Consider the following 14,958-nt stretch of genomic DNA (forward strand, 5'->3'; position numbering starts at 1 on the left):
GGTCAGGCGGCTTCGGCGGGCCTGCGGATCTGCGTGGCGGCATCCAGCACCAGCGGGCGCAGACCTGCGCCCCCGGCATCCAGCATTTCAAACAGGTGCCGCCGCATCCGGGGCTCCCAGAAATCATTGATATGATTGGCCAGGCCCGACACGCCCTCGTCATGGGGTTTGCTTTCCATGAACTTGGCGATCTGGTTCGCCATGGTGATCAGCTTGGAATGGGGTGTTTTTTCAAGCGACATGGGCAGCCTCTTCAGGTGCGATACGATGGGGATGGGTAAAACAATCAAAGCGGTCGGGGCGGGCCAGCCCGATCAGCGTCAGCCCGGCCTGATCGGCCATGCGCACAGCGGCAGTGGTGGGGGCCGACACCGCGATCAGTACCGGCGATCCCAGCGCACAGGCCTTCTGCACCATGTCGATCGACACGCGGCAGGTCAGGATCAGCGCACCGTTTGCAGCCAGCAGGTCGCCGCCGGGCCGCGACAGCGCCCCGACCAGCTTATCGAGCGCATTGTGCCGCCCCACATCCTCGCGCGACAGCTGGATGCCTTCAGGCGTCCAGAAAGCGGCGCAATGGGCGGCGCGGCTGGCATCATGCAGCGGCTGATGCGCGGGCAGTTCGGCCACGGCCTGCATCACCTGTGACGGCGTGAGGCGAAAGCCCGTATCCACCACCGGGCGCGCCACACGCACCGCCTCGGCCAGACTGTCGATCCCGCACAGGCCGCAGCCCACCGGCCCCGCCATGGTGCGGCGGCGGTTGGCCTGCCGTGCTTCGGCCTCGGGTTTCAGCCAGATCTGCAGATCAAGGCCCAGATCGGTTGCCACCGTCTCGACCGTGTCGATCTCGTCCGGTGTGGCAATACCTTCGGTCAGCGAAAACCCATAGGCGAAATCCACCAGATCGGCAGGCGTTGCCATCATCACCGCATGGGTCGAGCCGTTATACGACAGGGCCACGGCCACCTCTTCAGGCAAAACGCGGCTGTCGTCAGAGGCGCGGCCCGCCGTGAAGGCGAGCCGCCGGAGCGGGCGATGCGTCTGCATCACTCGGCAGCGGGCAGGATGCGGCGCGACAGGTTGGCCTGCGCGGTGTAATCATCCTGCCAGTCGGTTGTCGGGCCGTTCGACGGGCTGACCTGAACCGCCGTCACCTTGTATTCCGGGCAGTTGGTTGCCCAGTCCGAAAAATCGGTGGTGATCACGTTGGCCTGCGTCGTAGGGTGGTGGAAGGTGGTGTAGACCACGCCGGGCGACACCCGATCCGTGATCTGCGCCCGCAGCGCCGTTTCGCCCGACCGCGAGGCCAGACGCACCCAATCGCCCTCTTTCACGCCGCGCACCTCGGCATCATGCGGATGGATTTCCAGCACATCCTCGGCGTGCCAGACCACATTCGCCGTGCGCCGCGTTTGCGCACCGACGTTGTACTGCGACAGGATCCGCCCGGTGGTCAGCAAGAGCGGGAAGCGCGGCCCGGTCTTTTCATCCGTCGCCACATATTCGGTGCGGATGAACTTGCCCCGCCCGCGCACGAAACCGTCTATATGCATCAGCGGCGTGCCTTCGGGGGCCTTTTCGTTGCAGGGCCATTGGACAGAGCCCATGGTTTCCAGCTTTTCATAGCTCACACCGGCAAAGCTCGGCGTGGTCAGCGCGATTTCTTCCATGATCTGCGACGGGTGGGTGTAGGTCCAGCCCGCGCCCATCGCATTGGCGAAAAGCTGCGTCACTTCCCAATCGGCATATCCCTGTTTCGGGGCCATCACCTTGCGCACGCGGTTGATGCGACGCTCGGCATTGGTGAACGTGCCGTCCTTTTCCAGGAAGGTGGAGCCGGGGAAGAACACATGCGCGTAATTCGCCGTCTCGTTCAGGAACAGGTCATGCACGATGACACAGTCCATTGCAGCCAGACCGGCGGCAACGTGTTTGGTGTCGGGATCCGATTGCAGGATGTCCTCACCCTGGCAATAGAGGCCCTTGAACGTGCCCTCGACCGCCGCGTCCAGCATGTTGGGAATGCGCAGACCCGGCTCGTTGTCGATCTTGGCGCCCCAGACCTTTTCAAAGATCGCGCGCACATCGTCATTCTTCACATGGCGATAGCCCGGCAGCTCGTGCGGGAACGACCCCATATCACAGCTGCCCTGCACGTTGTTCTGGCCGCGCAGCGGGTTCACGCCCACGCCGGGACGGCCGATATTGCCGGTCAGCATGGCAAGGTTGGCAATACCGATCACGGTGGTCGATCCCTGGCTGTGTTCGGTCACGCCCAGCCCGTAATAGATCGCGCCATTGCCGCCCTTGGCAAACAGACGCGCCGCGGCGCGCAGCTCTTCCGGCGGCACGCCGGTGAGCAGATGCACCGCTTCGGGGCTGTGCTTCGGATCGGCAACGAATTCCGCATAGTCCAGGAACTCGTCCCAGTCGCAGCGGTTGCGGATGAACTCTTCATCCATCAGCCCTTCGGTCACGATCACATGCGCCAGCGCCGTCACCACGGCCACATTGGTGCCGGGGGTCAGCGCCAGGTGATGCGCCGCCTTGATATGCGGGCTTTCCACCATTTCGGTGCGGCGCGGGTCGATAACGATCAGCTTGGCCCCCTTGCGCAGGCGCTTTTTCAGGCGGCTGGCAAAGACCGGGTGCCCGGAAACCGGGTTGGCCCCGATCACGATGACCACATCGGTTTCTTCGACCGAGTCGAAATCCTGCGTGCCCGCAGAGGTGCCGAAGGTCTGGCCCAGACCATAGCCGGTGGGCGAATGGCAGACGCGGGCGCAGGTGTCGGTGTTGTTGTTGCCAAACACCGCACGGGTCAGTTTCTGCACCAGATAGGCTTCTTCATTGGTGCAGCGGCTGGAGGTGATCACCCCGACCGAGTGCCGCCCGTGTTGCGCCTGAATTCCGCGCATCCGGTTGGCGGCAAATTCCATCGCCTCGGCCCAGGACACTTCCTGCCAGGGATCGTTGATGCTGTCGCGGATCATAGGGTTGAGGATGCGGTCCTTGTGGCTGGCATAACCATAGGCAAAGCGGCCTTTGACGCAGCTGTGCCCCCGGTTCGCCTTGCCGTGCTTGTACGGCACCATGCGCACCAGCTCATCGCCGCGCATTTCAGCCTTGAAGCTGCACCCGACGCCGCAATAGGCGCAGGTGGTGATGACCGAACGCTCCGGCGTGCCGATCTCGATCACGCTTTTTTCCTGCAGCGTCGCAGTCGGGCAGGCCTGCACGCAGGCGCCGCACGATACGCAATCCGAGGTCAGCGCCGTATCGGTCTTGGCCCCGAACGAGACACGGCTGTCAAAGCCCCGGCCTTCGATGGTCAGCGCGAACGTGCCCTGCACTTCTTCGCAGGCCCGCACGCAGCGCGAGCAGACGATACATTTCGCAGGGTCATAGCTGAAATACGGGTTGCTGTCGTCTTTCGGCAGATATTGCGGATTGACCTGACCGGAATTGTCCTTGGCCTTGAAATGGGTGTCCACGGCCTCGTAGCGCACATCGCGCAGACCGACGGCCCCGGCCATATCCTGCAATTCGCAATCGCCATTGGCCGAACAGGTCAGGCAATCCAGCGGGTGATCGCTGATATACAGCTCCATCACGCCGCGGCGCAGCTGCTTGAGCTTGCCATTCTGCGTCTGCACCTTGATGCCCGGCGCAACCGGCGTGGTGCAGGAGGCGGGCGTGCCGTTGCGGCCTTCGATCTCCACCAGACACAGACGGCACGAGCCGAAGGCATCAATGCTGTCGGTGGCGCAGAGCTTTGGCACGCTGATGCCGATCTCGGCGGCGGCGCGCATGATGCTGGTGCCTTCCGGCACGGTCACATCAAAGCCGTCAATGGTCAGCGTGACCATGGTTTTCGATTTGGATGCCGGGGTGCCGAAATCGCGATCCGGGATGATGAAGTCTTTCATTCGGCGGCCTCCTTGGCGGTCGCGTGGAAGTCATCGGGGAAATGGGTCAGGGCCGACATGACGGGATAGGGGGTAAAGCCGCCCAGCGCGCAGAGCGAGCCGGATTTCATCGTGTCGCAAAGGTCGGTCAGCAGCGGAATCGCGGCGGTATCGCCGCGCGCGATGCGGTCCACGGTTTCGACGCCGCGCACAGCGCCGATGCGGCAGGGGGTGCATTTGCCACAGGATTCGATCGCGCAGAATTCCATCGCGAACCGCGCCTGTTTCAGCATATCGGCGCTGTCATCAAAGACGGTGATGCCCGCATGGCCGATCAGGCCGCCCTTGCCGGCATATTCCTCGTATCCGAACGGCGTGTCGAACAGGGCGCGCGGGAAATAGGCACCCAGCGGCCCGCCGACCTGCACCGCCTTGACCGGGCGGCCCGAGGAGGTGCCCCCGGCAATGCCGTCGATGATCTCGCCAAGGGTCAGACCAAAGGCGATCTCGTAAAGGCCACCATATTTCACATTGCCCGCGATTTGCAGCGGGATGGTGCCGCGCGACCGGCCAAGGCCGAAGTTCTGATAAAACGCCGCACCCTTCTCGAAGATCACCGGGATGGTGGCAAGCGAGATCACGTTGTTGACCACGGTCGGCTTGCCAAGGAACCCTTCCAGCGCGGGCAGCGGCGGTTTGGCCCGCACCACGCCCCGCTTGCCTTCCAGGCTGTTGAGCAGGCTGGTTTCCTCGCCGCAGACATAGGCCCCGGCACCCGAGCGGATCTCCATGTCAAAGGCAAAGCCGGACCCGGCCACCGATGCGCCCAGCAGGCCCGCAGTCCGGGCGATCCGGACAGCCTGTTCCATCACCGCAATCGCATCGGGGTATTCGGAGCGCAGATAGACATAGCCTTTGGTCGCGCCACAAGCGATGCCCGCGATGGTCATGCCTTCGATCAGCGTGAAGGGGTCGCCTTCCATGATCATCCGGTCGGCAAAGGTGCCGGAGTCGCCCTCGTCCGCATTGCAGACGATGTATTTCTGATCGGCCTTCGCCTCGGCAACGGTTTTCCATTTGATGCCGGTCGGGAACCCGGCCCCGCCGCGTCCGCGCAGACCCGAGGCCGACACTTCGGCCACGATCTCGGCCCCGGTCATCGTCAGCGCCCGGGTGAGGCCCGCATAGCCGCCGTGGGCCTTGTAATCGTCAAGCGACAGCGGGTCGATCACGCCACAGCGCGCGAAGGTCAACCGGGTCTGCGCCCGCAGCCAGGGCAGATCGTCGGTGCGGCCAAGCGCCTTGGCACTGCTACCGTCGAACACGCCTGCCACATCGGCCACCGTCATCGGGCCATAGGCCATGCGGCCTTCGGGGGTCTCGACCTCCAGCAGCGGCTCCAGCCAGACCATGCCGCGCGAGCCGTTGCGCACCAGCGTCAGGTCAATGCCCCGCTTCGCCGCCTCGGCCTGCACGGCTTTCGCCACGTCATCGGCACCCAGTGCCTTGGCCGCCGCATCAAGGGGAAGGTAAATCTTCATCAGCGCACCTCTGCCAACAGGGCGTCAAACCGCGCCTCATCCACCCGGCCCACCACGCGGCCATCCACCAGAGCCGCAGGCGCACAGGCGCACAGGCCAAGACAGAACACCGGCTCCAGCGTCACCGCGCCATCGGCCGTGGTTTCATGCCATTCGATTCCCAGCCGCTTTTGCGCATGGGCTGCCACCCGGTCTGCCCCCATCGCCTGACAGGCCTCGGCCCGGCACAGCTTGAGCACATGGCGCCCGGCAGGCTCTTCGCGGAAATCGTGATAGAAGCTCATCACGCCATGCACTTCGGCGCGGCTGAGCGTCAGATTCTGCGCGATCACCGGCAAAGCCGCCTGGGGCACATGGCCGAATTCGGCCTGAATGGCGTGCAGAATGGGCAGAAGCGGCCCTTCCATCCCGTCATGCGCGGCCAGTATCTCACTGACGCGGGTAAGGGTGGCGGCATCACTTGGCTGCATGGCTGACCTCCGGCTGGCTTTTGCACAGCTTCTACGCCGGTCGATAGATGATTCAATAGTGAAATACCGTCATTCGATAGACGCCATCTATCGAACCTTCACCTCGGCCCCGCGTTTTGCCGCATCCAGCAGGGCTGCGATCAAGGGGGTATGGGGTTCGCGGTGCGCGGCGATCAGGCCCACCAGATGCTCTGCCTCCGGTGCCACGATCGGGATCGCGCAGACCCGCCCCGATTGCGCGAACAGATCCGCCAGCTTCTTGGGCAGAACCGAGGCCCAATGCCCGGTCATCACATGCGACAGCAGGGTGATGGTGGAGTTTGATTCGACCGTCGGGATGACGGCGGCCCCGGCCTCGGCGAGATGCTGGTTCACGATGCGCCGGTTCTGCATGTCGCCGGTCAGCAGGCACAGCGGCAGACCTGACAACTCGCCCCATGTCACCTGCGCGCGGTCGGCCAGCGGGGTGCCGGGGGCACAGAGCAGGCGGTAAAATTCGGCATAAAGCGGCACCTGCGTCACCCGGCCCAGCGGTTCATTGTCCAGATAGGTGATGCCCGCATCCAGATCGAGCCGTTCGATCCCGGTCAGGATTTCGGCGCTGGTGCGCGACAGGATGGTGACACGCACATTGGGATGGCGGCGGGTGAACGGTGTGGTCAGATCGGCCACCATCGGCAGCGCGGTCGGAATGACACCGATCCGCAGATTGCCGGCAAGCCCGGCGCGGATGCTGCGCATTTCATCCTTCAGCGCGCGGGTGTCACTGACAATCCGCCGCGCCCGGTCCAGCACCCGCTGCCCCTCGGGCGTCAGCCCCTGATAACGCGAGCCGCGATAGACCAGTTGCACGCCAAGCTGCTCTTCCAGCTGCTTGATGGCCGAAGACAGGGTCGGCTGCGTCACGCGGCACGCCTCGGCGGCACGGCCGAAATGGCCCTCATTGGCCAGCGCGATGAACATTTCCAGCTTGTCGATCATGCCTTGTCATCGCAGCAAAGGGCAGATCGCGCAAGAAACACCGGCAAGGCTTGTTCCGCATCGCCGACAGGCCTACATCCTTGGCATGAAAATCCGCATCCCCTTTCTGAACAAACCGCCCCTTGTTCCGGTCATCCGCCTGCAAGGGGCCATCGGCAGTGGCGGGCGCTTTGGCGCGGGCCTGAATGATGCCGCCCTCGCCCCGCTGATCGAGCGGGCCTTCAAAGGCAAACCTGCCGCCGTTGCGCTGGCGATCAACTCGCCCGGCGGATCGGCGGCGCAATCCTCGCTGATTGCCGCGCGCATTCGGCGGCTGGCGGATGAAAAGGGCGTGAAGGTCCACGCCTTTGTCGAGGATGTGGCGGCCTCGGGCGGCTATTGGCTGGCCTGTGCGGCGGATGACATCTGGGTGGATGACAGCTCGCTTGTCGGGTCCATCGGGGTGATCTTCGCGGGCTTTGGCTTTCACGAATTGCTGGCCCGGCAGGGGATCGAGCGGCGGGTGATCACCGCCGGACGGTCCAAATCGCTGGCCGATCCGTTCCTGCCCGAAAAGCCCGAGGATGTGGCGCGGCTGAAAGCCCTGCAAGAGCCGATCCACCGGGCCTTCATCGCCCATGTGCAGGCCCGGCGCGGCACGCGGCTGTCGCAATCCGCCGATCTGTTCAATGCCGATATCTGGGTGGGGCAGCAGGCGGTCGATCTGGGGCTGGCCGATGGCGTTGCGCATCTGGTGCCCCGGATGAAGGCGCTTTACGGCGACAAGGTGCGCCTTGCGCCGATGGGCCAACGCCGCAGCCTTGTGCAGCGTCTGACCGGCAGCGCCATGGGGGCCGCGATGGCCGAAATGGAGGACCGCGCCGCCTTTGCACGGTTCGGGTTGTGACATGCTGATCAAGATCGTCACCCTGTTCCTGATCGCCATGGGCGGGATGGCCGTCTATTTCAAAATGCGCATGGGCGGCAAGCGTCGCAGGCTTGCAAAGCCTGCCACCTGCCCTAAATGCGGTCGGCACAGAATAGGAACCGGGCCCTGCCCCTGCGGCGCGCCGGAAAAAAAGGGATAACTCCGCGTGACGATGGATCTGGTCTATGTGGCAGCGGGGCTTGTCCTGCTGGTGTTCGGGGGTGATGCGCTGGTGCGGGGGGCGGTGTCACTGGCCCTCAGGCTTGGCATCCCGGCGCTGATCGTCGGGCTGACCGTGGTGGCCTTCGGCACCTCGGCGCCAGAGCTGATCGTTTCGGTCAATGCCGCGCTGGATGGTCAGGCCGGGATCGCGCTTGGCAATGTTGTCGGCTCCAACATCGTGAACATTCTGGTCATCCTCGGCCTGCCTGCGCTGATCGCCACCATCCATTCCAGCCAGATCGACACGCGCCGCAGCTATCTGGTGATGCTGGCGACCACGCTGCTGTTCATCGTGCTGAGCTTTTTTGGCCCGCTCACCTGGTGGCATGGCCTGATCCTGCTGGCCGGGCTGGCGCTGACGCTGTGGGACAATATCCGACAGGCGCAGGCGCATCGTGCCAGCGCCGAACCCGAACTGGCCGGGGCCGAACCCTTCATGCCGGTGTGGAAGATTACCGCCTTCATCGTCGCAGGGCTTGTGGCGCTTGGCTTCGGGGCGAGCCTGCTGGTGGATGGTGCCGTGAACATCGCCCGGTCGATCGGCGTTAGCGAAACGGTGATCGGCCTGACGCTGGTCGCCATCGGCACATCCCTGCCCGAACTTGTCACCAGCGTCATGGCCGCCTTTCGCAAGCAGGCCGATGTGGCGATGGGCAATGTGATCGGATCGAACACCTTCAACATTCTGGCGATTCTGGGCATCACCGGCCTGATCGCCCCGATGGAGGTGCCCAGCCAGATTCTGACCTTTGACAATTGGGTGATGCTGGCTGCATCGCTGCTGCTGGTGCCCTTCGTGTTCCTGCGGCAGGACATCGGCAAGGTCGTGGGTCTTGGCCTGATGGCCGCCTATGGCGCCTATGCCGTAGCGCTGGTGGCATGATGCGGGCGCTGGTCACAGGGGCGGGCAAGCGGCTTGGGCAGGCGATGGCGGTCTATCTGGCCGGGCGCGGCCTTGATGTTGCGGTCCATTATGCAGGCTCTGCCGAGGGTGCCGCCGAAACCGTGGCGCAGATCGAAGCCTTGGGCCGACGCGCGGTGGCGCTGCAAGCCGATCTGACCGACGAGGCACAGACGCAGGCCCTGCTGCCGCGCGCCACAGAGGCGCTGGGAGGCCCCTTCACCGTTCTGGTGAACAATGCCTCGATCTTCGACTATGACACCCTGAGCAGCGCCACGCGTGCCAGCTGGGACCGGCATATGGAAAGCAACCTGCGCGCGCCCTTCGTGCTGACGCAGGCCTTCGCCGCACAGGCCCCCGCCGCCGCGCGTGACGCGATGGGCGAGCCGCTGGCGACCGGCCTTGTGGTGAACATGATCGACCAGCGGGTTCAAAAGTTGACGCCGGAGTTCATGACCTACACGCTGGCCAAGATGGGCCTCTGGGCGCTGACCCGCACGGCGGCACAGGCGCTGGCCCCCAGCATCCGGGTGAATGCCATCGGGCCGGGGCCGACCCTGCAAGGCGCGCGGCAAAGCCTGGATCACTTCACCCGCCAGCGCAGCAACACCGTTCTGGGCCGCGGGGCCAACCCTGCCGACATCACCGCAGCGCTTGGCTTTTTCATGGATTCCCCCGGCGTGACCGGCCAGTTGATCTGCGTCGATGGCGGACAACATCTGGGCTGGAAAACTCCTGACATTCTGGGCGTCGAGTGACCTTGCGTCAGCCCCCTGCGGCGACTTGTCCACTTTTCGCATTTCGGTCACGGAACTGTTAGGAAATCCTTGATTTTTCAGGTGTTTGCCAAGCGTGTAATTATTTATCCTGCAATATCAATATCTTAAAAAACGGCCTATTTTTTAGGCAAGTGAACGAAATGGGCCAAATACAAGGGAAATTCGCCGGGTTTCAGATTTTCTCCGCAGAGTTATCCACAGAAACGGTGGACAGGTTTTCTCTTGCCCCCACCCGGATATCATTGCAGCGATGGCGGGGAATCGTTGCGCCGGAAGGGAAGCGTTGCAGTGCAGGATGACGGGCCGAAAACCGCGCCGGACAAGACCGGACATGACCTGATTCAGGACTATCTGAGAACGCTGGATGGCTCTCCGGGCGTGTATCGGATGCTGAACGGCAGCAACGAGGTGCTGTATGTCGGCAAGGCGCGCAACCTGCGGGCGCGGGTGTCGAACTATGCCCGCCCCTCGGGCCATTCGGGCCGCATCGCCCGGATGATCCTTGAAACCGCTTCGATGATGTTTCTGACCACACGCACCGAAACCGAGGCGCTGCTGCTGGAACAGAACCTGATCAAGCAGTTGAAGCCGCGCTACAACGTGCTGCTGCGCGATGACAAAAGCTTTCCCAATATCCTGATCGGGGCGGATCACGCCTTTCCGATGATCAAGAAACACCGCGGCAAGCGGTCGGAAAAGGGCGCCTATTTCGGGCCTTTCGCCAGTGCCGGGGCGGTGAACCGCACGCTGAACCAGTTGCAGCGGGTGTTTCTGCTGCGCACCTGCACCGATGCGATGTTTGCAGGCCGCACCCGCCCCTGCCTGCTGTTCCAGATCAAGCGCTGCGCTGGCCCCTGCGTGGGCCGCGTGTCGCAAGAGGATTACGCCCGGCTTGTGCAGGACGCGACGCGCTTTCTGGAAGGCAAGACCACCACCGTTCAGGCCGATCTGGCCGCCTCGATGGCCGAGGCCGCCGAGGCGATGGAATATGAACGCGCCGCCGCCCTGCGTGACCGGATCAAGGCGCTGACACAGGTGCAAAGCGCGCAGGGCATCAATCCGCGCGGCGTGGCCGAGGCGGATGTGGTGGCACTGCATCTGGAGGGCGGGCAGGCCTGCGTGCAGGTGTTTTTCATCCGCGCCAACCAAAGCTGGGGCAACCGCGACTTCTATCCGAAAACCGGCGCGGGCGCGGAAGAACCGGAAATTCTGGAGGCCTTTCTCAGCCAGTTCTATGATGACAAGGAGCCACCCCGCCTGATCCTGCTGTCACATCCCGTCGACAACGAAGATCTGGTGACGCAGCTGCTGTCTGATCGCGCCGGGCGGAAGGTGGAGCTTGCCGTGCCACAACGGGGCGAGAAGGCCGAGCTGGTGGAGAATGCCGCGCGCAATGCCCGCGAAAGCCTTGCCCGCAAGATGGCCGAAAGTTCCACCCAGAACAAATTGCTGGCCGGTCTGGCCGAAGCCTTTGATCTGGACGCCCCGCCCAAGCGGATCGAGGTCTACGACAACTCGCATATCCAAGGCACCAATGCCGTCGGTGGCATGATCGTGGCCGGGGCCGAAGGCTTTCTCAAATCGCAATACCGCAAGTTCAACATTAAATCCGATGCCGGGGCCAACAGCGACGATTTCGGCATGATGAAAGAGGTGCTGACCCGCCGCTTTGAACGGCTGCTGAAAGAGGATCCCGAGCGCGCGTCCGAAGCCTGGCCAGATCTGCTGCTGATCGACGGCGGCGCGGGGCAGGTGTCGGCGGTGGCGGGCATCATGGCCGAGCTGGGGGTGGATGACATCCCGATGGTCGGTGTCGCCAAGGGCGTGGACCGCGATCACGGCAAGGAAGAGTTCCACCGCCCCGGCGAGCCGCCGTTTGCCCTGCGCATGAACGACCCGGTGCTGTATTTCGTGCAGCGCCTGCGCGACGAGGCGCACCGCTGGGCCATCGGGGCCCATCGCGCCAAACGCGCCAAGGCGGTCAGCGCCACGCCGCTGGACGATATTCCGGGGGTTGGGGCCACCCGCAAACGTGCGCTGCTGGCGCATTTCGGCAGTGCCAAGGCGGTCAGCCGCGCCGCGACCGAGGATCTTATGGCTGTCACCGGGATTTCCGAGGCGATGGCACGGCAGATCCACGATTTCTTTCACGACCGGGGCTAGGCGCGGATCGGTCAGCCGCGGTGGAACTCCTGCTCCACCACGCGGCTGCCCCAGGCCTCGCCCTCTGCTTCGACGGCCAGCCGGAAGCCTGCGCTTTCATAAAGATGCCGCGCCGCATCCAGCCCGGCGAAGGTGGTCAGCCAGGCCTTGCCACTGCTTTGCGCATCGGCATGGCGCATCGCCTGCGCCAGCATCTTGCGCCCGATGCCACTGCCCCTGCAGCGGTCTGATACGATGAACCAGCGCAGATGCGCCCCGCGCGGGCCAGAGGCCGGATCGTTCAGATCGAGGATCAATGAGGCGGCAAGCCCCGCGTCATCCCGCCCCAGCAACACCAGATCCCCGGGCGCTTGCCGACAGGCAAAGACGGCCAGCTCTGCCGCGACCTTGGCCTCGAAGACCGTGCCAAAGCCCCAGTGCCGCGCATAATGCGCGCCATGCAGGGCAGCGATGCCGCCCAAGGCACCGGGAAAGAACTGGTCTGCGAGGATCATCGGCTCACCTGTGCGGGGTGCATCTGCCGCAGCATAGCCCGCCCGGCAGCACAGTAAAACCCTGAGGATCAGCCGGCCGTCGCCGCCCGTTTGGCCGCCAGACGCGCGCGCCACAGAGTGAACACCGCCGCCCCGGCCACCAGCGCCGCCCCCAGCATCACATTCAGCTTCAGCTCTTCGTCGAACAGCGTCAGGCCCAGAATGGCGATGAACACCAGTTGCAGCAGCGCAAAGGGCTGCACATCGCTGGCCTCGGCCACTTCATAGGCCTTGATCATCATGTAATGCGCGCCTGCGCCAGTCAGGCACAGCACGCCCATCCAGCCCCAGTCGCCCGCCGTCATCGGCTGCCAGAACCACAGGCCCAGCGGCGAGATCGCCACGGCGGCCACAATCCCCGTCCACAGGAAACTGGTGCCCGCCATGTCACCCCGCGCCACATAGCGCGTCAGCAGCGCATAAAGCGCGAACATGAAGGCCGCGAGCAAGGGCACCGCCGCCCAGGGCGAAAAGACCGCGACCCCCGGTTGCAGGATGATCAGAACGCCGATGAAGCCCACGCCGATCGCCGTCCAGCGCCGCCAGCCGACGCTTTCACCCAGCACCACACCCGACAGGGCCGCGACGATCAGCGGATAGCTGACAAACACCGCATGGCTGGCAATCAGCCCCAGTTGCACAAAGGCGAGGATCATCACGCAGACCTCGACGATCAGCAGCAGGCCGCGCGTCAGTTGCACCCAAGGGTGGCGCGAGCGGATCTGCGCCACGATGCCACCCGGCTGCCGCGCCGAAAGCGCCAGCGCGAACAGGGCAAAGACCCAGAAGCGGATCATCACCACCATATAGACGTTGTATTCCTGTGCCAGATGGCTGGAAATCCCGTCCTGCAAGGCAAAGACCAGCGAGGTCGCGCTCATCAGCAGGATGCCGAGGCCGGTGTTCTGTTTCGCGCGGGGGATCATGTCTGCGGCTCCGGCAGCGGTTGGGATTGGGGTTGCGCCTTGCCGCGCCCTTGCCACAGCATCCACAGCCCGGCGGCCACGATGACAGCCGTGCCGATCAGCACATTGGGGCGCAGCACCTCGTCATAGACCGTGATGCCGATCAGGCTGACAAAGGCGATTTGCAGATAGGCGAAGGGTTGCACCGCGCTGGCCTCGGCGGTGGCATAGCATCGGATCAGCAGCCAATGCGCGAAGGTGGCCAGCCCGGCATAGATGGCGGTCAGGCCCCAGTCGGCCAGCGTCATCCGCTCCCAGAACGGCAGGCCGATCACGGTCATCATCGCCGCCCCCAAGGTGCCGGTCCAGAACATGTTCACAAAGCTGGAATCGGCATGGCTCGTCATCCGGGTCAGCAGGCTGTAAAGCGCGAACATCAACGCGGCGGCAAAGGGCAGCAGGGCCGCCGCAGTGAACACACCCGATCCCGGTTGCAGGATCACCACGACCCCTGCCAGACCGACACCGATGGCCAGCCAGCGCCGCCAGCCCACCTGCTCGCCCAGCACCGGGCCGGACAGCGCCGCGATCAACAGCGGACAGACGGCAAACACCGCATGGCTTTCGATCAGCCCGATCAGCGTATACCCCCAGATGATGATGCACACCTCGCCGATCAGCAGCGTCGCGCGCGCCAGTTGCAGCCACGGATGGCGGGTGACGATGGCCGCGCGCAGGCCCTCGGGGCGGCGGGCGGCCTGCACCAGCGTAAACCCGGCATAGGCCCAGTAGCGGATCATCACGATCATCAGCACCGAATAGGTGCTGGCAAGATGGCGTGAAAACCCATCCTGTGCGGCAAAGACCGCGACGGCGGCGATCATCAGCCAGATGCCCTTGCGGGTGTTCTGTTCGGTCATGGCTCTGTATGGTTTATTGCTGGCGCGTTCCGGCGGTCATGTGGCGCTTGCGCCCATGCCCCGGCAGCCGGTCTACCTGAAAGCCCGCCGCCTGCAAGGCCCGGCGCACCCCACCTGCGGCAGAATATGTCGCAAAGCTGCCATGCAGTTTTGTATGGGCTGCCACCTCGGCCATCAGATCATCGGACCAGAGTTCGGGATTCTTGGCCGGGGAAAACCCGTCCAGAAACCACGCATCCGCCTGCCCCGCCCAGCCGGGCAAGGTGGCGCGCGCATCCCCCAGCACCACCTCGGCGGTGATGCCCGGCAAGGTCAGCCGGGTCGCGCCCGCCGCCCATTGCGCCAGAAACGGCTCTGCCACCGCCCGCGCCTCGGGGAAGTGATCCAGCGCACGGGCAATATCGGCAGCTTCCATCGGGAAGGCCTCGAAACTGGTGAAATGCAGCGTGCCGGGCGCACCCATCTGCGCCCAGAGGATCTGCACCGCCAGCAGATTGAGCCCGGTGCCAAAGCCCAGTTCGGCAATCTGGAACCCGTCGCACAGCCGCTCGGCCAGACGATTGCCCTGCAAGAACACATGGCGGGTTTCCGACAGCCCGTCATTCAGGCTGAAATAGGGGTCGTCGAATTGGGTGGATACCGGGATCACCCCGTCGCGCCAGTCCAGCGCCGCCCTCTGGTCTGCCATGGCCGTTTGCCCTAGTGGTTGCGGCGCGACACTGGGC

General features: G+C 64.4%; 15 protein-coding genes. 5 read left to right on the forward strand and 10 right to left on the reverse strand.

Features of this window, described 5'->3' with window-relative positions:
• Positions 1-2: 2 nt before the first annotated feature.
• The 6 genes from KM031_RS06760 to KM031_RS06785 form a co-directional block, all read right to left on the reverse strand.
• The gene (locus KM031_RS06760; RefSeq protein WP_215503762.1) at positions 3-242 is read right to left on the reverse strand and encodes a formate dehydrogenase subunit delta; all 240 of its coding nucleotides are present in this window, start codon (positions 240-242) and stop codon (positions 3-5) included.
• Positions 232-1,053, reverse strand: coding sequence for a formate dehydrogenase accessory sulfurtransferase FdhD (gene fdhD, locus KM031_RS06765; protein ID WP_371879008.1), 822 nt, complete (start codon positions 1,051-1,053; stop codon positions 232-234). The genes KM031_RS06760 and fdhD overlap by 11 nt, the downstream gene beginning before the upstream one ends.
• Positions 1,050-3,932: a formate dehydrogenase subunit alpha gene (fdhF, locus tag KM031_RS06770; protein ID WP_215503764.1), complete on the reverse strand. Its 2,883-nt coding sequence runs from the start codon at positions 3,930-3,932 to the stop codon at positions 1,050-1,052. Before fdhF ends, fdhD begins: the two co-directional genes overlap by 4 nt.
• Positions 3,929-5,452: a formate dehydrogenase beta subunit gene (locus KM031_RS06775; RefSeq protein ID WP_215503765.1), complete on the reverse strand. Its 1,524-nt coding sequence runs from the start codon at positions 5,450-5,452 to the stop codon at positions 3,929-3,931. Before KM031_RS06775 ends, fdhF begins: the two co-directional genes overlap by 4 nt.
• Positions 5,452-5,922, reverse strand: a complete 471-nt coding sequence (locus KM031_RS06780) for a formate dehydrogenase subunit gamma (RefSeq protein ID WP_215503766.1) — start codon at positions 5,920-5,922, stop codon at positions 5,452-5,454. Before KM031_RS06780 ends, KM031_RS06775 begins: the two co-directional genes overlap by 1 nt.
• An 87-nt stretch (positions 5,923-6,009) precedes the next feature.
• Positions 6,010-6,903, reverse strand: coding sequence for a LysR family transcriptional regulator (locus KM031_RS06785; protein ID WP_215503767.1), 894 nt, complete (start codon positions 6,901-6,903; stop codon positions 6,010-6,012).
• An 85-nt stretch (positions 6,904-6,988) separates the two neighbouring features.
• On the opposite strand from KM031_RS06785, the gene KM031_RS06790 reads away from it, so the two are divergent.
• The 5 genes from KM031_RS06790 (at position 6,989) to uvrC (ending at position 11,875) form a co-directional block, all read left to right on the forward strand.
• Positions 6,989-7,789, forward strand: coding sequence for a S49 family peptidase (locus tag KM031_RS06790; RefSeq protein ID WP_215503768.1), 801 nt, complete (start codon positions 6,989-6,991; stop codon positions 7,787-7,789).
• A gap of 1 nt (position 7,790) precedes the next feature.
• Positions 7,791-7,970 carry a hypothetical protein gene (locus KM031_RS06795; protein ID WP_215503769.1) on the forward strand — a complete coding sequence of 60 codons (180 nt, stop codon included), beginning with the start codon at positions 7,791-7,793 and terminating at the stop codon, positions 7,968-7,970.
• A 12-nt stretch (positions 7,971-7,982) separates the two neighbouring features.
• Positions 7,983-8,915: a calcium/sodium antiporter gene (locus KM031_RS06800; protein ID WP_215503972.1), complete on the forward strand. Its 933-nt coding sequence runs from the start codon at positions 7,983-7,985 to the stop codon at positions 8,913-8,915.
• Positions 8,912-9,691: an SDR family oxidoreductase gene (locus KM031_RS06805; protein WP_215503770.1), complete on the forward strand. Its 780-nt coding sequence runs from the start codon at positions 8,912-8,914 to the stop codon at positions 9,689-9,691. The genes KM031_RS06800 and KM031_RS06805 overlap by 4 nt, the downstream gene beginning before the upstream one ends.
• Positions 9,692-10,000: 309 nt before the next feature.
• Entirely contained in the window at positions 10,001-11,875 is a 1,875-nt protein-coding gene (uvrC, locus tag KM031_RS06810; RefSeq protein WP_215503973.1) for an excinuclease ABC subunit UvrC, read from the forward strand.
• A gap of 11 nt (positions 11,876-11,886) precedes the next feature.
• On the opposite strand, the gene KM031_RS06815 is transcribed toward uvrC, so the two are convergent.
• The 4 genes from KM031_RS06815 to mnmC2 form a co-directional block, all read right to left on the reverse strand.
• Entirely contained in the window at positions 11,887-12,369 is a 483-nt protein-coding gene (locus KM031_RS06815; RefSeq protein ID WP_215503771.1) for a GNAT family N-acetyltransferase, read from the reverse strand.
• Positions 12,370-12,437: 68 nt separating this feature from the next.
• Positions 12,438-13,334, reverse strand: coding sequence for a DMT family transporter (locus tag KM031_RS06820; RefSeq protein ID WP_215503772.1), 897 nt, complete (start codon positions 13,332-13,334; stop codon positions 12,438-12,440).
• Positions 13,331-14,233, reverse strand: a complete 903-nt coding sequence (locus KM031_RS06825; protein WP_215503773.1) for a DMT family transporter — start codon at positions 14,231-14,233, stop codon at positions 13,331-13,333. The genes KM031_RS06820 and KM031_RS06825 overlap by 4 nt, the downstream gene beginning before the upstream one ends.
• A 13-nt stretch (positions 14,234-14,246) precedes the next feature.
• Positions 14,247-14,921 (reverse strand): tRNA (5-methylaminomethyl-2-thiouridine)(34)-methyltransferase MnmC2, encoded by a 675-nt coding sequence (mnmC2, locus tag KM031_RS06830; protein ID WP_215503774.1) that lies wholly within the window; start codon positions 14,919-14,921, stop codon positions 14,247-14,249.
• Positions 14,922-14,958 lie beyond the last annotated feature (37 nt).

The sequence above is a fragment of the Gemmobacter fulvus genome, from assembly GCF_018798885.1.
GTDB lineage: Bacteria > Pseudomonadota > Alphaproteobacteria > Rhodobacterales > Rhodobacteraceae > Gemmobacter > Gemmobacter fulvus.

Coding starts and splice junctions, on each gene's coding strand:
- KM031_RS06760 (WP_215503762.1), bottom strand. CDS start 242: ATGTCGCTTGAAAAAACACCCCATTCCAAGCTGATCACCATGGCGAAC.
- fdhF (WP_215503764.1), bottom strand. CDS start 3,932: ATGAAAGACTTCATCATCCCGGATCGCGATTTCGGCACCCCGGCATCC.
- KM031_RS06775 (WP_215503765.1), bottom strand. CDS start 5,452: ATGAAGATTTACCTTCCCCTTGATGCGGCGGCCAAGGCACTGGGTGCC.
- KM031_RS06780 (WP_215503766.1), bottom strand. CDS start 5,922: ATGCAGCCAAGTGATGCCGCCACCCTTACCCGCGTCAGTGAGATACTG.
- KM031_RS06785 (WP_215503767.1), bottom strand. CDS start 6,903: ATGATCGACAAGCTGGAAATGTTCATCGCGCTGGCCAATGAGGGCCAT.
- KM031_RS06790 (WP_215503768.1), top strand. CDS start 6,989: ATGAAAATCCGCATCCCCTTTCTGAACAAACCGCCCCTTGTTCCGGTC.
- KM031_RS06795 (WP_215503769.1), top strand. CDS start 7,791: ATGCTGATCAAGATCGTCACCCTGTTCCTGATCGCCATGGGCGGGATG.
- KM031_RS06800 (WP_215503972.1), top strand. CDS start 7,983: ATGGATCTGGTCTATGTGGCAGCGGGGCTTGTCCTGCTGGTGTTCGGG.
- KM031_RS06805 (WP_215503770.1), top strand. CDS start 8,912: ATGATGCGGGCGCTGGTCACAGGGGCGGGCAAGCGGCTTGGGCAGGCG.
- KM031_RS06815 (WP_215503771.1), bottom strand. CDS start 12,369: ATGATCCTCGCAGACCAGTTCTTTCCCGGTGCCTTGGGCGGCATCGCT.
- KM031_RS06820 (WP_215503772.1), bottom strand. CDS start 13,334: ATGATCCCCCGCGCGAAACAGAACACCGGCCTCGGCATCCTGCTGATG.
- KM031_RS06825 (WP_215503773.1), bottom strand. CDS start 14,233: ATGACCGAACAGAACACCCGCAAGGGCATCTGGCTGATGATCGCCGCC.
- mnmC2 (WP_215503774.1), bottom strand. CDS start 14,921: ATGGCAGACCAGAGGGCGGCGCTGGACTGGCGCGACGGGGTGATCCCG.